The sequence below is a fragment of the Aerosakkonema funiforme FACHB-1375 genome, from assembly GCF_014696265.1.
GTDB lineage: Bacteria > Cyanobacteriota > Cyanobacteriia > Cyanobacteriales > Aerosakkonemataceae > Aerosakkonema > Aerosakkonema funiforme_A.
Genome location: NZ_JACJPW010000147.1, coordinates 1 through 17,284, shown reverse-complemented (window position 1 = coordinate 17,284; position 17,284 = coordinate 1). Strand labels below are relative to the sequence as shown.

Below are 17,284 nucleotides of genomic sequence, written 5' to 3'. Positions count from 1 at the left end.
CCTCTTCCCTCTTCCCTCTTCCCTCTTCCCTCTTCCCTCTTCCCTCTTCCCTCTTCCCTAGCCCCTAGCCCCTAGCCCCTAGCCCCTATTCCCTTGACTCTTGGCCTTTTTTGCAGATTCCAACAATTCCGGCACTGTCACAAATTTGTATCCGCGCTGTTTGAGTGTGCTGATAATTTCCGGTAATGCCTGTACGGTGGCCGATCGATTGCCGCCGCCATCGTGCAACAGCACAATGCCGCCAGAATTGGGGGAATTCAGCACATTTTTGGCCAGTTTCGATGCTTGGCGGACGCGGTAATCGCGGGAGTCAACCGACCACATCAAGATGGCATATTTTTTCTTTTTTGCGTAAGTGACGACCCCGTTGTTCAAGACGCCACCGGGGGGACGCAACAGCGATGTTCTGACGCCAGTTGTTTCGGAGATCAGTTCTTCCGTCTCATCAATTTCTCGTGCGGCAGTTGAGGAGTTCATCTTCCGGGTAAAGTGATGGAATGTATGGTTGCCAATGGCGTGACCGTCAGCTACAACTTTTTGGGCGACTTGCGGGTATTGTTTTAAATGCTTCCCGATCCAGAAAAACGTGGCTTTAACGTTGTGTTTTTTGAGGATTTCCAGGACTTGCAAGGTGGTGTTTTGCCAGGGGCCATCATCAAATGTGAGGGCGATGAGTTTTTGGTTTCGCTCTGGTTGTACTTGATGAACAATTTGCCCTTGAAATTGCTCTGGTGCTGAAAATACAAGCTTTTTGGTTTCTTCTTCTTGCGGTGGAGGTGGCGAAGCCACAGGTGTGGGGGACACATCTACGGTGCTTAAAGTTTCAGATTGCGGCTCTGTAGTTGGAGTGTTTGCGGCTTCGTAGTTGTTGGCTTTGTAGATAAAGATAAAGCTTGCAAGTGCTAAACAGCACAGAAAGATAGAACGAAAAATTTTAAAGTTAATGCCATCTGTGTGTTTTTCGCTACGGCTACTTAGTTTAGAAATGTTTTTTAATTTACCGCCGTTGGCCTTGGTGAGAAGCCGTACAGACTGTTTCCAAAGAATATCTGTATATCCGACAAGACTTGCTACGATTTCAATTACTTTTATGTATTTGGAATTCAGTTTGCCCAGCCGATCGCAAATGTACCGCAGCAAGCGATCGCGTAATTTCTGGCGATCCTCTTGGCTTTGAGGCAACCAAGGCAATTCCACAAAGATTTGCAAACTGCCGTTGCGAGCCGCTTGGACGCGAACGTAAATGCCTTGGGGCACCAAAAGCGAGTTAATCCAGTAGGCGATCGCCTGGGTGTTGCCCAGTTGGGCTAGCTCAAAGATAGACACTCGATCTTGGTAATCTTGATAATTTGAATACACTGATTACTCCTCAAAACACCGTTGCCAACAATACCAGATTGCTGTCTAAACCGTAACTTTCGCGATCGATTGTGCCACATCAGCCGTAAAACTCAGCCAAAAACTCAAACCTCGATCTTTCCTCCCCTTGAAGGTAGGTGAATTTCTCAAGGATAATGGTTGCAAAACGTCTTCACTATATTCCGGTATCCCACTGTGACAGAATCTAAAACCTATAAAGATACCGTCAATCTGCCCAAGACCCAGTTTGATATGCGGGCGAACGCGATCGCACGGGAACCGCAGCTGCAAAAATTTTGGGCAGAACATAAGATTTACGAAAAACTGTCGCAAAACAATCCGGGCGATATTTTTGTTTTGCATGACGGGCCACCCTACGCCAACGGGTCGCTGCACATGGGTCACGCCCTGAATAAAATTCTCAAAGACATTATCAATAAGTATCAGCTGCTCGGCGGGCGCAAGGTGCGTTACGTTCCAGGTTGGGATTGTCACGGCTTACCGATCGAACTGAAAGTTTTGCAGGATATGAAAGCCGCCGAACGGCAAAACCTCACACCCTTGGAACTGCGCCGCAAAGCCAGAGACTTCGCCCTCAAAACAGTGGACGAACAGCGCGAAGGCTTCAAGCGCTTTGGCGTTTGGGGCGATTGGGATAATCCCTATTTAACCTTGAAACCGGAATACGAAGCCGCACAAATCGGTGTTTTCGGTCAGATGTTACTCAAAGGCTACATCTATCGCGGTCTCAAGCCGGTTCACTGGAGTCCGAGTTCTAAAACGGCTTTGGCAGAAGCGGAATTAGAATATCCGGAAGATAATCAAGGTCGCCCCACTCACACGTCGCGCAGCATCTATGCCGCTTTTCCGATGGTGAGTTTGGCTCCGCCATTAAAATCGGCGTTGGAGCAATATTTGCCGGAACTGGGAGTAGCAATCTGGACAACGACTCCCTGGACAATTCCGGGAAACTTGGCTGTCGCAGTTAACCCCAACCTCAGCTATGCAGTGGTGGAAGTTAGCCCAAACTCAGCCGGGGAAATACCAGGGAAGTTTAAATATCTGATCGTCGCCGCCGATTTGGTGGAGCGGTTATCGTCGATTCTGGGAGTCGAGTTAACTGTGAAGGCGACAGGTTCGGGTAAGTCGCTGGAAACTTCTACCTACCGTCACCCGCTATTCGATCGCGAAAGTCCGATCGTCATCGGTGGCGATTACGTTACCACGGATTCGGGTACGGGATTGGTACACACAGCTCCCGGTCACGGTCAAGAAGACTATCAAGTCGGTCGGCGTTACAATCTGCCAATCCTCGCGCCAGTTGACGATGATGGCAATTTCACAAAAGAAGCGGGAGATTTTGTCGGTTTAAACGTTTTGGGTGATGGTAATGCTGCTGTCATCAAAGCTTTGGCAGAAGTGGGTAGCTTGCTGAAGGAAGAACCCTACGTCCACAAGTATCCCTACGATTGGCGCACGAAAAAGCCGACGATCTTTCGCGCTACGGAACAGTGGTTTGCTTCTGTGGAAGGTTTCCGGGAAGAGGCGCTTAAAGCGATCGCATCTGTAAAATGGATTCCTGCCCAAGGAGAAAACCGCATCACGCCAATGGTGGCCGATCGCTCTGACTGGTGTATCTCCCGTCAGCGCAGTTGGGGTGTGCCAATTCCGGTTTTCTACGATGAAGAAACCGGGGAACCGCTGCTAACTGAAGAGACGATCGCTCACGTCCAACAGATTGTGGCCGAAAAAGGCTCCGATGCTTGGTGGGAACTCTCCGTACCAGAACTGCTGCCCCCACAATACCGCGAAAACGGTCGCACCTACCGCAAAGGCACCGATACGATGGATGTCTGGTTCGACTCCGGTTCGTCTTGGGCGGCGGTGGCGAAACAGCGACCGGAATTAATCTACCCAGTCGATATGTATCTGGAAGGGTCGGATCAGCACCGGGGTTGGTTCCAGTCCAGCTTATTGACAAGTGTAGCAAATAATGATATAGCACCATATAAAACGGTGTTGACCCACGGTTTTACCTTGGACGAACAAGGCCGCAAAATGAGTAAATCGCTGGGTAATGTCATCGATCCGAGGGTGGTAATTGAGGGCGGTAAAAATCAAAAAGAAGAGCCGCCTTATGGTGCTGATGTGTTGCGTTTGTGGGTGTCTTCGGTGGATTATTCTTCCGATGTTCCCATCAGTAAAAACATCCTCAAGCAGCTAGGAGATGTCAGAAACAAGATCCGCAATACGGCGCGTTTTTTGTTGGGTAATTTGCACGATTTTGACCCAGCAAAAGATGCGGTTCCTTACGATCGATTGCCGGATCTCGATCGCTATATGCTGCACCGGATGACGGAGGTGTTTGCAGAAATCACAGAAGCATTTGAAAGTTTCCAATTCTTTCGCTTTTTCCAAACGGTACAGAATTTCTGTGTTGTGGATTTATCCAACTTTTATTTGGATATGGCGAAAGATCGGCTTTATATCAGCGCACCCGATTCTTTCCGCCGACGCAGCTGTCAAACGGTACTAGCTATTGCTGTGGAGAATTTAGCACGAGCGATCGCACCTGTTCTGTGCCATATGGCAGAAGATATCTGGCAGTTTCTACCTTATCCGAAGCCTGCCGAATCTGTATTTGAATCCGGCTGGGTTAAATTAGACGAACGGTGGAAAAATCCCGAATTGGCTGCATTTTGGCAAGAATTGCGGCAGATGCGGGGTGATGTGAATAAGGTAATGGAACAAGCGCGGAAAGAGTCGGCGATCGGCTCTTCTCTGGAAGCAAAAGTGTTGCTCTACGTTGAAGATGCCGAGTTACGCCAACGCTTGCAGGATATGAATCCTACAGTTGAGTTACCAGCAGAAATCGCAGCAGCAGCAGAACTTGAAGAAGAAGATGACGACATCAATATTCCGATTCAGGTAACCACAAAAGAAACATACAGCGAACAATGGAACCAGTTTTCGGATCGTGTATCTGCTGTGGTGTCTGAATGGGTAGATAATCTGGGCGAAGTTTTGCAAGACAACCAAAAACTGCTGACAAGTCTCGGCTTAATTGTAGCGGTGGTAAGCTTGCTTTATGCGATCGCCTCTATGTTAAACGCCGTTAATCGCATCCCTGCACTGGAACCCTTCTTTACACTGGTGGGAGTTATATATTGCTTGCGTTTTGCGAGTCGCAATTTGTTCAAAGCAGCGGATCGGGAAGTTTTGTTCGATCGCATTCAATCTTTCAAAGATGAGGTAGTCGGTAGAACTACACCACGGGAAAAAGCGATCGTGCAAGCAGCAGATAGCATTACAGTAACAACAGAAACACTTGTCGAAACTTTGTCTGCAATATCTTCACAAGATAGCGATCTCGCCAATATCCAAAATAAGGGTGTGGACGAACTGCGTTACTTGTTTATTGCTTCTCAAGTAGAACTGCTAGACTCGCCAGATGCTTTGTCAGCAGTCGAGTACAAAGGACAGTTTGATGGTGTAACTGTGGGTATAGTCAAAGCAGAAGGAGAAAAGTGCGATCGCTGCTGGAACTACTCAGTTTATGTGGGTAAATCCGCACTGCATCCCCTCTTATGCGAACGCTGTATTCCCGCGCTACGCGGAGAGTTTTAACTGCGTTAAACACGATCGAGCTTAGTAGGTTGGGTTAAGGTAACGAAACCCAACCTATTGTTTTAAAGCCATCTGCTGTTTATAGAGATTGGCTGAGGCTTGCAATTTCTTGCTAGAGCGCCAGTCTAGTAGAATAAATTGATAAAAAAACGAGATATGTATTATGTAGGGGCGAAGTATTTGGGCGACAATCGATCGCGAGAAACAACAATTTTTATATCCAAATGCTTCGCCCTGCCGAGGTTTCTGTACACATACACACCTTATTTGTTTTGTCAACCTCTTTTACTGGACTGGCGCTCTAAGTTTTTCCTCCTGCATCAATCCTCATTCTCCCAAATCAAACTTGGCTGGGTTTTGCTTCACCGTAGTAATAACGCTGATCTTTTGTAAAAATTCTTGTGTTAATTGGGCAAAAGCTTTAGCACCAGAAGAGTTAGGATTGGATAGGATAACCGGCATAAAAGAATCGACAGCTTTCGAGACGCTGACATCAACTGGTATGCGAGTTTTGAAGAGTTTTGTGGCGCTGTAATCTTCATTGACTCGGCGCATCACTTGCTGGTAATACCTTCCCGTTAGCAGACTACCGGACATCGTAAAGACAATTCCCAGCAATTGAATATTCACCGGATCGTCTTTATGAATTTCTCTCTGTTGGGCAAGTCGTCTTTCCAGTAACTGAATACCGATCACGGATAATGGTTCTGGCTTGGCAGGTAATATATAAAAATCGCTAGCCAAAAGACCGCTACGAGTTAAGAGGTTATACCCAGGCGCACAATCGAGGATGATAAAGTCATAGTCTTTAATGACTGGACTTAAAATGTGTTGTACCAGTCTTCTTTCAAAGCGAATCCAAACTTGCTCGAAGTTATTTTGACCTCCATGAATTGCTTTTTCATAGAGCATTTCCGATACTAAAAATTCGTCATAAAGATCCAGATCACCCGGCAATAAATCCAGATCTTTAAGCGAACAAATATAAGGGCAAATTATATCCTGAATCGCTATCGATAATTTAATATCGGGTTTGATTGCCTTATTTACCAAATGTCTCAGCGTTCTTTTGTCTCTGCGGCGCTTAGAAAAGTCCTGTGGGGACATCAAGCTGAGAGTGGCACTGATTTGATTGTCCAAATCGACCACTAAAACCCGCTTACCGAAATCTTTTACTAAACTGGCGGCTAAGTTTACGGTGAGGGTCGTCTTACCGACGCCGCCTTTCATGTTGGCAGTTGAAATGATATATCCCATTCGTTCTGTCCTCTCAAGATGACGCCCTACATAGCAAGGTTGGTCTAGATATTCTGGCAATCTCAGCATGGATTGCTTAATTAAATTTAATATCTTTGGGCACGGGGCAAAAGGGCGTTAGCTACTGAAATCTTCCCACGGAGGTAGACGAATCATTTGACGATGCCTTTTGTCGCTAGAGAAGCCTAGCTTTGGGGCAATTCGATAATTGTAGCCAACAAGCTTTGCAATCGGTGTAGATGCGATCCCACTTGGTACAGTAGATCCCCTTTTCCCAGCAGGTAGGCAGCTGCTTTTCGATCGCCACCTAGCACAATAACTGAATCTGCCTCACTCGCGGTACGCAATGCAATCCTCCCCGGTAAATTAGAGCGGATGAGCGGGGTGACAACCTTAGCTTCTGGGCGTTGGGTAGCGACGATCAGGTGGATACCAGCTGCTCGCGCCATCGCGCCGAGACGTTTAATGCACAATTCTAGTGCATTGCGAATTTCTTTTTCCGCCATAAAATCAGCATATTCATCAAAAATGCAAACAATGCGGGGTAGCGGTTTACTTGCTTGCAGATTGTAATAACTGATATCCGGACACCCAGCCGCTTCAAACAGACGGTAACGTTCCTCCATTTCTGTAACTAACTCATTCATCAGGGAGATCGCACTTTCGCTATCTTTGACCACAGGAGAATATAGCCAGGGTATCCCTTCAAATTCCGGAAAAGTTACCCGTTTGGGATCGACAAGGGCAATTTTGAGGCGATCGGGTGCGTGTCGCAAAAGTAAACTGAGGAGAAGACTTCGCAAAAACTCGCTTTTCCCGCTACCAGTTGTCCCCCCCACCAAAAAGTGACAGGTATTCGGATCGGATAAATCTGCTTCTACCAATTCGCCATCAAGGTTTATACCAATAGCAATTTTTACAGGTGCTGTTGCGGGTAATCGCTGATGCTGGATGTAATCTTCGATTTTGGCAATTTGACGATCGGCTCGCGGTAAGTCTACACTGACATATCCCGCTTGCGGTGCAATCATCGGCGGGTAAGCTAACTCTAATTGCACCTGTAGATCGGCATATCTATTTAATATAGAAACAACTTTTACCCCAAGCTGAGGTTTGAGCTTAACGCGGATGAAAGCTGGGCCGATCGCTGCGCCTTGGTAATCAACGTTAATAGCAAAAGACTTGAGAGTTTCCACTAACTTTTGGGCGATCGCATCTGCGTCGGGAGTTGGTGCAGGTTGCTTTTTCGTCTCAGATACTTGAGAAGATATCCCATTTTCAGAAGAACTAGGTTGACTGCTTTCTACCGTAAAAAAACTCTGACACTTTTCTTGCTGAGGACAAATCTGACAAAGGTGCGCTTGGGGAGTTGGTGGCGGCGGATTGGGGTGAGGTGGTTTCCAACTCAACCATTCTCGCATTTGCTGTAATTTATGAGGAATAACCTGATGAACTGTATTTTCCAGTTGTTCCCAGGAATAACGATATTCTTTGAATTCTGGAAAAACGCAGTAAACCGCCGAATCAACTGGTACATTTTTCTTTTCTTTCAGCATATAGCTGTACAGAGAAACTTGTGCTAATTGTGCTGAAGGATCGACTGGTTCGTAAGTTTTGTACTCGACTACACAAAGGCGCTTGTTCTCAAAATCAAAAACTAAACTATCCAGTCTTCCAATTAACTTTTGCTGCGTTCCATCTGGTAAAATGAAATTATGTTCGAGACTGAATTCTCCTGTAACCAAAGTGCGAGAAATCACAGCATCCGCACGACAATAGCGGCGGTTTTTAATCAGTAATTCAGTCCAGTGACGGATGAGTTTGGTTAATCCCTGCCAAATTTGATGCAGCGCCGTCGCTTGGTTTGCATCTTGTTGTTGAATAGCTGTTTGCAGATAGGATGGATAGAATACTTGTATGTAAAATAACTGCTGGATTTGAGTAGCGATCGCATCCGCCTTCAATTTTTCTACTGGTGGATCGAACAAAGCTTGAAACTGCGGTTCGCGTTTAGCAGTACTGATAAATTCTTCGGCTAGTTTGTGGAATATAGTACCAATTCCTTTGGTGCGATCGTCCGGCAAAAACTGCGTATTTCCATTAAAATGTTGCTTCAAATAAAATAAACGCGGACATTCAAACGCAACTCTAACTTTGGTTACGCTAAAAGAAGTATTTTCGGATTTTTCAGATCGCGGCATTGATGCGCTCTCCTCTGAAGTGGTATAATTACGATTAGCTACTTTTAATAAACGCTGATGTACGTGAGCCAGATAAACTGTATCGTATTTAGCATATTTTAACTGTTTTTCAGTTAAAGGTCGCCGTCCCCAATCACTTGCTTGTTCCTCTGTATCGACATTGGTAAATTGACAAAGTTCTGCTGCTAAAGTTTTGAGTTTTAGGTTAGAAACAGAGAGGCGATCGCGTGTGATTTTCCTCGCCATCCTCAAAGTGCAAGTCACATTTTTTGCTTTGCTTCCCCCCAAAAATCTCAAATCGTAACTCGCGTTGTGAAAAACCTTTTCGATTTCGGCATTAATCATGATTTGCTTGACAAAATATGCTACCAAATCCGGCTTATCCAATACGTCTAGAATATAAGCGCGATCGGCATTCAGATTGTCAGTATCTGCCAACACCTGAATTAGAGATAATCTCGGATATGCGGTATTCCAGTCAGCTACTTCTGTATCTGCGAAAATGATTTTTGCAGATGCAAATTTGTTGATTATAGCTATTATTTCAGAAGCTTCATTGAGGTAAGGCATGAGATACTAAACTTGAGGTACAAAGCAAACCAAATGGTCTTTTGGCGGGTCTTTAGGATTGACAAGTTGGATTTTATTTTCCTTAATTAGCTGTTGAATCAATTGCTCAACTTGAGTTTGATTGACTTCGGAAAACTTCCTGACCGCATTTTCATTTAAAGTATTTTTACTTAAGTATCCTTGAGTTTTCACTACATTAAGTAAAAATTCTCTCACCTCCTTAAAATCCCCATTATCTGTTGGAATATCAGCTTTTCGCACAATGCCTAATCCCTGCAATAAAATACAATTATTCAAAATTTCTGCATTGCGAATTAGATCTTCTAATTCCTTCAAACTGACGGGTTTGCCTGCCACTACTAATTCATTGGCAAGTGCAGAATTAACCAAACTGTGATATGCAGCTAAGTAGTGAACAGAGGATAAAGTTGGCTTAATATGATGATGTTGAGAACCTGTGAAAATTTGTTTGTATATTTGGTATCCGGCAAGTTTTCCGTTCCCTACTGTAACACCACGAATCAGATGCAGATTTTCACAAGCATTTTGTTGAATCACTTTCTGGCAAGCATTCATAATATGAACAAAGCTAGTCATACTGGGATCTTCTGTCCAGACTATTCCTACCCTTTTTTGCTGATTAGGGTTTTCATAACTGAGGGAATGACCGCTGTACTTTCCACTTAATAGTTTAGGTTTAATTCCCTGAAATTGTAAGGCAGCTAAAGCTTCTGCCAACATCCGAATTAGTTCCGGTGCTGCTAAAAGGCTAATTTTGATAATTTTTATCTGAGCTTTTTTGTATTCATCCTGCCAGATTAATTTGAATGCTGCTAAAACCTTGTCATTTGGATCATTACCATTATTAGCATTATTACCCTCATCACGCTCATCATCTTTATCACTTGTAGCAATTATTGATTTTTTATATTTATCAAACAGATGCCCACCCAGAATTAGTGTATTCCTCGGATCGGTTTTACCACCGGGAAATTTGATTTCTAGTGCTTGGCGAGTTAAAGGAAAAATTGAGGAAGTAGGCTGAGGCTTAGCTTGAGAGTGAAGTAGCTTTAGCCGAAAAGCCCACAGTGCTTCTGCTTGATCTAGATTAATACGTTTTAGATGAACTTCTTGATGAATCCCAGCTTTGTCAGACATTTGAATGCGATCTATAACTCGCTTCCAGCCATCAGTAAGGAAGCTGATAACTATCAAAAAGTTTTTTAGACCGTCATTATGAATAGTTGTGTTAACGTTAAAAAAAGGTTGTGGATTAAAATCACCTTCAGAATTCATACCTGTTTCTGTATTATCAAAACACAAGACAATCGGCTGAGTTTCAGTAGAAATTCTGCCTAAGTTTGATAAGGTTTCCCAGGCAGCTTCTTCTGTTTCAATAGAGCGTCGAACTTTTAATTCTTGCAGAGACTCTTCACTTAAATCATCTCCTCGTAACCACTCACAGGCCAAGGGATACAATTCTGGATCGGTGAGGTCGTAAAGCACGCCAAAAAAACTGTCAGCATTATAAATCCCTGCTTCTTTGTATGAATCTTTAAGGTGTCTAATAAATTTTTGCCGATTGCTGCGTAATAATTGCCAGACACTCTCATCAAAAATTCTTTGTTTTAAACTGCGCTTCGTGAAAGCAGATAGACTTTTCAGCCATAGCATCAGCTGTGAATCTTTTTGTCCCTCTGGAACCTGCATTAAGCTATCAACGGTATAGCGGAGGATATGACGCCTGATGTAGTCGTTGTTAGGCCAAGGCCCAATGTAGGCAAAAAAAGCTTTCCGGTTGAAAGCGCGTTTGAGCCGACCTAAGAGATAGCTTTTGCCAGAACCTGTATCGCCAGTGAGGAGTACGGTGCGACTACGATGGTCTTTGGCAATAAGGTCTAGAAGCTCTTCAATTTCTGCGATCGCTTCTTGATGAATTGAATCTACTGTTAATTTTGCGTCTTGCTTTTCCCTCCAAAAGTTACCCGGTTTAAAAGTTGTGGGGTCAAAGGGATTAACCTCGCGTCGAATAATGTCGTCAATGGATGCCATAGTGAAATTTCCTTTAAACTAGGTAACTGCTTTTAGAATGCCAAGGCGAGTAGATTGCTAGTTGGCGACGATAAAAAACAGTGGCCCGCCAATATCTTGGGGAATTCCGGCGTCAATTTGTTCTGGAGTATAAGGCGTCGTATCTACTAGCGAACTCAACTCAATCCGGTCATCCCGTTGCAGGCGATAAAGCGATCGATCTAATTCTTCCCTAGATAGAGGCGGTTGTAATTTCTGCCGCAGGTGAAAAATTGGTAAATAATTTTCCGTCCCCAATTCTTTATCTAAATCTCGAATTATCTGTAAAATCTCGTCATCGCTAGGCTTAGCTGTCGGTGTAACTGGCGGCGATACTACTTCCGACTTTTCGCGGAGGGATTTCCGCAAAAAGTTCAGGTAATTTTTCAGCAAATCCAGGCTAATGGTTGCAGAACCCTTGGGGTTGTAGTCATCCCGCAAATATTCCAGTCCTCGCGGAGTCAGCCATACCTCGGCTTTCTGGCGTTTGAGTTTATTTTCGGCTTCAATCAAACCGCGATCGGCTAGATTTTTTAATATCTCCTCTCTTTCAGCCGCTTTCACCACTGTGATATCGCTGGGTTTGATTTTTCCGGAAGCTTTGCCTATTTTCTCCAGCAGCTTCAGTTCTTTGTCTGCAATGGGTAACTGGGAGACATCTATTTTCAGCAAAGCGCGACCGGGCGGTAAAATTTTAACGGTAGCCATTTCGCGGGAAAAGTCGATCAGTTCCCGTTCTTCCCCCAACTCTCGACAAATTTTGTCCTTACCTTTAAATTCTTTGAAAATGGTAGCAGAAAGGGATGACCGATAATTAGGACAACCCAGCAATTTCAGCAGGAACTTCAGCTCGTTAGTTTCCATTTGCTCACCTTTATCTAACTTATTAGAATAACTCGAAAGCTAAAAATAGGTACGTTGCCCTAGCTTTAGCCCCTTGATGCGAGGGATAACAGGGATATGAGCCCAACAACATACCCAGAAAGCAAATAACTAGCAACTGGCGTTACTTAATTAAAAAAAATATTTACCGGCAAATATCTCGAACTGGTAATATACGGCATTGGCTTTATTAATCATAAACTTAATCTCATCACTTTCTAGCTCTTGTCTAACTATTTGTTTTAAAAATTGACGCTTTTTGGAAGGGCCGGAATGAAATCCTTGCTCTTTGTGAACCTTATCTACATTTTGCTTTGTATGGTAAAAAATAGTAAAATTCGTACCAAAACGGTAATTAATCTTTTCAATTATGCTACCAAAGTCATGGGTAACTTCATCAAATAAACCTACAACATAACGATCTCTATAGGGCATTATCCTAGTATAAAAAGATATCCAATTACTAAAATATTTTTCTAAAGGGATGTCTAAGGCTGGATTTCGGGATGTACTTAAATAATTTGTTTCTAACTCCAAACATCTGAGAGAAACTACAGCATCCACAGGCTTTCTGATCAAAACTAAAGTTGGTATATTAAGATGGGCAGCACGTATGATTTGGGCAGGAGCGTGTAAATGCGATGCCAATGCGATGCGACGAGGTTGAGCAGATTGAAATGCACCAATAGAAAAACTATTTGCAGAACGCGGAAATCCTTCTATCACTAACTCAGTATGTTTTCCTACTGCTTGACTTGGGTTTTTTCCAGCCAATTTTACCAAGGGGAAAAATAATTTTGGATGAAGACTTAAAAAGGAACGCACCTCAAATTTTTGTTGAAACAAATTTTTTTCTAAAGCACCCAGATCGTACATATTGAATGAAGTCATTGTTTGGTTTTGAAAATTTTAATTCATAAAAAAATACAGGGAAGAGATATTTTTGAGGTTACCTGTTTATTTTTTGGAGTGTGGCATAGCGCGAGCGAGGCAAAATCTCTACTAACATTACCAAAAAATACAGTTTATTAAAACAGTTATATCCGAGTAAACTAACAATGTCAAACTGCCTGTATAGACATTCAGATAAAAACTACTATCCTAAGATAGATGTATTTTACATTGGCCTATGTGTGAGGATGATTTTACTGCATCTGTTCCGCAAAGACTCCGGCCACTTGCTTCCCAATGGCGATAAATCACCTTCATCGGCTACTACACTCTCATCAAGGTAATTTCCGGCACAGCGACAATGCCGGACAAGATAGATATAGGCTAATGTCTATCAAATCACTGCAATTACGACTTCTATTTGAGTAACTTGTATGAATATTCTCATGCTGTCGTCCACGTTCCCCTATCCACCCAGCCGAGGCGGAACGGAAATCAGAACTTTCAACCTGCTGAAATACCTGCACCAGCGCCATCATATCACGCTGGTGACCCAACGCCACGCGGGAGTAACAGATACAGAAATAGAAGAACTGCGTCAATGGGTAAGTAATCTGGTAATTTTTCCCTTACCCCCAGAACCGAAACAAGGGGGAATAGAAGGATTATTTGGTAAAGCAGCACGTTTTGCAGAATCAGTCATCAAAGCAACACCACCGAATGTTTTATACCGCTACTCACCGGAAATTCAAAGTTGGGTAGATGAGTTTGTCAAAGCTGGAAAATGCGATGTTATTACCTGCGAACACAGCGTTAATGAAATTTACGTTCGCCCTGAATTTCGCAAATCGGTTAAGACAGTTGTCGATATTCACAGTTCGGTTTATGGGTGGATTCGCGATCATTTGGAAATGGGAGCGTCACCGAATGCTTTACGCGATCGCCTTTATCTCATGCTATTATTAGAACGCTACGAGAAACGCTACTCTGGGAAATTCGATCGCATCGTCGTCACCACCGCAGACGACAAACAGCAATTCCTCAAACTCCGTCCCGACGCGCCAATCCCAGTCATTCCCAACGGCGTAGATTTAGAAATATTTCCCTATCGTACCTCCGATCCGGGAGGACATAAACTAATATTCGTTGGCGCAATGGACGCCACCCACAATATCGACGCCGCTCGTTTTTTTGCCTTAGACGTATTGCCAGAACTGCAAAAAAATTACCCCGATACAACTTTTAGCATTGTCGGCGCACGTCCGACAGCAGAAGTTTTGGCACTGGGGGAATGCACCGGAGTTATCGTTACGGGTAAAGTTGCTTCAATGGCAGATTATTTGCACGCGAGTACAGTTTGTGTTGTGCCATTGCGTGCGGGTTATGGTATTAAGAATAAAACCCTAGAAGCAATGGCAGCTGGAGTACCGGTAGTAGCGAGCGATCGCGGTTTGGAAGGACTCGCCGTGGATACTCGCGACGTACCCTTACGCGCCTTGCGAGCAAATCGCATTGAGGAATATGTGAGCGCGATCGCCCGCTTATTTGAAGATACCAAACTGCGAGAAGAACTATCGAAAAATGGGCGATCGCTTGTAGAAACAGAATACACTTGGGAACGCGCCGGTCAACTTTACGAACAGGTATTGCTAAAGTAGGTAGGCAAAATTAAACGTAGGGTGGGCAGTGCCCACCATTATCTCTGTTCAAAGGTTATAGCCATTTTGGTGGGCAGTGCCCACCCTACAAATTATCTTTGGTTTTCCCGCTTCGTTTAACCCAATCTACAATTTTAAGTTCTTTCTTCTCTACGACTTAAGAATTCTCGCAACTTAACTTTCAATACCATGTAATAAGGTAATTGATAATTTTCCGCTAGCAGCCAAACTACAAAAGAGAGATGGCAAACAAAAGTCAAACCAATCCAAAACTTGGGAAGCCAAGCACCGTAACTCCCCTCTTCGGCAGGAAAAATATAAGCAGAAAGCCCCACAATTAGGGTAGGGAAAATCACTAAAGCCGCTCCCAGCAGCCAAAGAACTGCGGTAAGTTCAGAATCCTTCTGATGAGCTATTTTCCAGTTGCGACCCGTCCATCGCCAAGCCATTGGCTGCGAACTATCAGCCATTATCAGCAACTGATCGTTAAGGTTAGTCGTGAAAATATGGCGACAAAAGTTACAAGCAAAAGATTCCGTCAGGGTCAGTACCGAAAGCTCCCCGTAACGACAAACGGGGCAAATGTAGACATCATGAAGGTTGAGGCGTCTGTTTTCAGTTAGGGGAGTCAGCGACTGCTTAGGTATCGGTTGTGTCATGCCAAGAAACTGTTGGGAATTTCAAAAGTTGTATTGGCCGTAGTCTAACGAGTAGTGACTGGGAAGCCCTTCTATCCACAAATAGATTTTACAATTTGTGCAAACGCCCAGCCGCTTAAGCGACTGGGCATTTTTTAGTTAAAACTGAATTGCTTTTAACTACAGTTTATTTTTTATTGTCCTTGAGACTGGAATGGTAGCTTTGGAAAGATTCGTAGTTCTCCTGTGGATGATACAAGTGGCACTCGCTTACAATCTTGTTCATTAAAGACAAAGAGAAGCGGCATTCCCGTAAATACTGTCCCCAATTTTGTTTCAAACTGCGATGAGCCATTCGGAGATTATAGGAAGGAATGGCAGTAGAAAGGTGATGGGGAACGTGAACGTTGATATCGTGGCAGAGAATTTCCACCCAACGAGGGTAGTCGCAGTGAACGCTGCCAGCTAGTTGGGCCATAGCTTCGTTCCACTCGCTTTCTGGCTTAAAGGGAATTTCTGGATCTGTGTGGTGTACTAGGGTAAAGGTACTCATCCAAAAATGGTAAACTAGCCAGGGTGCTAACCAGAACTTGACGAAGCCCCAGATGCCGATCGTCGCAATTAGGATCGGGAAAGCGATCGCAGCTGTTACTAGCACCAGTAGCGACGAAAATTTCACTTGCGATCGCTGTTTGCCCTCAAATCGCGACCAATCAAAGTGCAAAAGGGCCCAATGCGCGATCGAACCCACCCACCAAAACCAGCCTCGGATTGCCTGATAACCCCACTGCAACGGGCGTCCCGCACTGCCATAAAACTCTGGCTTAAAAGGTTGCCAAGCATTATCCTCATCTAGCTTATTAGTGTGAGCGTGGTGATAATTGTGCAATATGCGCCAGCTGTGGAAAGGATAAATCAAAGGCAGCATCATTGTGTGACCCACCAAATCGTTCACCCACCGTCGGTTGGCAAATGAACGATGGCCACAGTCATGACCGATCACAAAAAAACCAGTCAGCGCCGTACCCGTAAAAATCCAACATAATGGCAACAGAAACCAGGGTGAAAAGGCGATGCTCACATAGCCCAGGCAAGCCAGCAAAACGCTGATCGCAACTGATGTCCAAGCTTTTCGCCGATCCTTGATGAATACTTCGCGCGGCAGAGTTTTCAATATATGTCTGAGGCGTAACTCCGAAGGGTTAAGAGTCAATGCCTGGTTCTGTGGTTTGATCGTCGATGCAGTCATGTATAAATTTAGAGGTCTCCAAATGCCAGTAAAGGTGAAGTACCCATTTCTGTATGCGAAGCATACAGGCTGTGCTGATGATGTGTTTTACCTTTTGAGAGAGCTTGTGCTAAAATCCCCGGCTTAAAACGAATTCCAGGTTTTTTGTTTATAAGCAGCAGTGCAGTTGGCAAAACTTTTGCCTTTATACCACAATCTTGTGACTGCACTATCATCGTGTGGCTCGATCGAGCCAAGCTGACATCCCAGCCAAGATGAAAGGAAAGTTTATTTTTGTAAGGCAGCAACTGAGCCTAGCAGGTAAGATACCTGCTATTTGCTTCTATCAGTTGTCATTTTTGTCCTAGTTCGCCACCTCTTGGTTCTCTAAGGTCACCTGTTGCTGTTTGATATTTTGTAGTTCTTGCAACAAATTTTCTACATCAGCTTGCAAATTCAAGAGCTTGACTTGCTGATCTGCCTGGTACACAGACTTCATTGACTGCATCAGTTTGACTTGATTTGCTAACGCCACAGACATATGGGTGAGTTCGTCAGAAGCCAAAGTAGGACGTTGGATCGTAGAAGTTCTAGATGAAGCAGTTAACATTTCTCGTTGCCTAGTAATTTGTGCTTACTCACATCACTTGGTCATTTTACCCTGAACGTTAAGCTACGTTAAGTTTATCTGTGTCAATTTTTCGATCGGCTGCCTGGGGAAGGGGTTAGGGCTAGGGGCTAGGGGCTAGGGGAAGAGCGGGGGAGTGGGGGAGTGGGGGAGCGGGAGAATAAATCTTTTCCCTTTTCCCTCTGTTTTCCCTCTTCCCTCTCCCTTTCCTCTTCCCTAGCCCCTAATCCCTAACCCCTAGCCCCTCTCTTCCCTCTTCCCTAGCCCCTAATCCC

At 44.3% G+C, this 17,284-nt stretch carries 12 protein-coding genes; 2 read left to right on the top strand and 10 right to left on the bottom strand.

Annotated features, from left to right (window positions below):
• Nucleotides 1-78: 78 nt before the first annotated feature.
• On the bottom strand, nt 79-1,359 hold the full coding sequence (locus H6G03_RS39065; RefSeq protein ID WP_322112023.1) for a polysaccharide deacetylase family protein: 1,281 nt from the start codon (nt 1,357-1,359) through the stop codon (nt 79-81).
• A gap of 195 nt (nt 1,360-1,554) precedes the next feature.
• Here H6G03_RS39065 and ileS point away from each other — a divergent pair, with 195 nt between their 5' ends.
• Nucleotides 1,555-4,986, top strand: a complete 3,432-nt coding sequence (gene ileS, locus H6G03_RS33570; protein WP_190474598.1) for an isoleucine--tRNA ligase — start codon at nt 1,555-1,557, stop codon at nt 4,984-4,986.
• 327 nt (nt 4,987-5,313) lie between these two features.
• On the opposite strand, the gene H6G03_RS33565 is transcribed toward ileS, so the two are convergent.
• From H6G03_RS33565 to H6G03_RS33545, 5 genes are all read right to left on the bottom strand, one after another.
• On the bottom strand, nt 5,314-6,243 hold the full coding sequence (locus H6G03_RS33565; protein WP_190474601.1) for a ParA family protein: 930 nt from the start codon (nt 6,241-6,243) through the stop codon (nt 5,314-5,316).
• A 185-nt stretch (nt 6,244-6,428) separates the two neighbouring features.
• Nucleotides 6,429-9,014, bottom strand: a complete 2,586-nt coding sequence (locus H6G03_RS33560) for a DNA translocase FtsK (protein ID WP_190474596.1) — start codon at nt 9,012-9,014, stop codon at nt 6,429-6,431.
• Nucleotides 9,015-9,020: 6 nt separating this feature from the next.
• Nucleotides 9,021-11,066 (bottom strand): ATP-binding protein, encoded by a 2,046-nt coding sequence (locus H6G03_RS33555; protein WP_190474595.1) that lies wholly within the window; start codon nt 11,064-11,066, stop codon nt 9,021-9,023.
• 57 nt (nt 11,067-11,123) lie between these two features.
• Entirely contained in the window at nt 11,124-11,948 is an 825-nt protein-coding gene (locus H6G03_RS33550) for a transcription factor RcaD (RefSeq protein WP_190474593.1), read from the bottom strand.
• A 150-nt stretch (nt 11,949-12,098) separates the two neighbouring features.
• On the bottom strand, nt 12,099-12,857 hold the full coding sequence (locus H6G03_RS33545) for a hypothetical protein (RefSeq protein WP_190474591.1): 759 nt from the start codon (nt 12,855-12,857) through the stop codon (nt 12,099-12,101).
• Nucleotides 12,858-13,291: 434 nt separating this feature from the next.
• On the opposite strand from H6G03_RS33545, the gene H6G03_RS33540 reads away from it, so the two are divergent.
• Nucleotides 13,292-14,515, top strand: a complete 1,224-nt coding sequence (locus tag H6G03_RS33540; RefSeq protein WP_190474588.1) for a glycosyltransferase family 4 protein — start codon at nt 13,292-13,294, stop codon at nt 14,513-14,515.
• Nucleotides 14,516-14,649: 134 nt separating this feature from the next.
• Here the strand turns inward: H6G03_RS33540 and H6G03_RS33535 are convergent, their stop codons facing one another.
• The 4 genes from H6G03_RS33535 to H6G03_RS33520 all read right to left on the bottom strand — a co-directional run bounded on the left by H6G03_RS33535 (nt 14,650) and on the right by H6G03_RS33520 (nt 16,991).
• A complete protein-coding gene (locus H6G03_RS33535) occupies nt 14,650-15,174 on the bottom strand; it encodes a hypothetical protein (RefSeq protein ID WP_190474587.1) in 525 nt (174 codons plus the stop codon).
• Nucleotides 15,175-15,340: 166 nt separating this feature from the next.
• Entirely contained in the window at nt 15,341-16,402 is a 1,062-nt protein-coding gene (locus H6G03_RS33530) for a fatty acid desaturase (RefSeq protein WP_190474584.1), read from the bottom strand.
• Between the two features lie 8 nt (nt 16,403-16,410).
• The gene (locus H6G03_RS33525) at nt 16,411-16,611 is read right to left on the bottom strand and encodes a hypothetical protein (protein WP_190474582.1); all 201 of its coding nucleotides are present in this window, start codon (nt 16,609-16,611) and stop codon (nt 16,411-16,413) included.
• Nucleotides 16,612-16,745: 134 nt separating this feature from the next.
• Nucleotides 16,746-16,991: a hypothetical protein gene (locus H6G03_RS33520; RefSeq protein WP_190474604.1), complete on the bottom strand. Its 246-nt coding sequence runs from the start codon at nt 16,989-16,991 to the stop codon at nt 16,746-16,748.
• Nucleotides 16,992-17,284 lie beyond the last annotated feature (293 nt).

Coding starts and splice junctions, on each gene's coding strand:
- H6G03_RS33560 (WP_190474596.1), bottom strand. CDS start 9,014: ATGCCTTACCTCAATGAAGCTTCTGAAATAATAGCTATAATCAACAAA.
- H6G03_RS33530 (WP_190474584.1), bottom strand. CDS start 16,402: ATGACTGCATCGACGATCAAACCACAGAACCAGGCATTGACTCTTAAC.
- H6G03_RS33520 (WP_190474604.1), bottom strand. CDS start 16,991: ATGTTAACTGCTTCATCTAGAACTTCTACGATCCAACGTCCTACTTTG.
- H6G03_RS33565 (WP_190474601.1), bottom strand. CDS start 6,243: ATGGGATATATCATTTCAACTGCCAACATGAAAGGCGGCGTCGGTAAG.
- H6G03_RS33545 (WP_190474591.1), bottom strand. CDS start 12,857: ATGACTTCATTCAATATGTACGATCTGGGTGCTTTAGAAAAAAATTTG.
- H6G03_RS33535 (WP_190474587.1), bottom strand. CDS start 15,174: ATGACACAACCGATACCTAAGCAGTCGCTGACTCCCCTAACTGAAAAC.
- H6G03_RS33540 (WP_190474588.1), top strand. CDS start 13,292: ATGAATATTCTCATGCTGTCGTCCACGTTCCCCTATCCACCCAGCCGA.
- H6G03_RS33555 (WP_190474595.1), bottom strand. CDS start 11,066: ATGGCATCCATTGACGACATTATTCGACGCGAGGTTAATCCCTTTGAC.
- H6G03_RS33550 (WP_190474593.1), bottom strand. CDS start 11,948: ATGGAAACTAACGAGCTGAAGTTCCTGCTGAAATTGCTGGGTTGTCCT.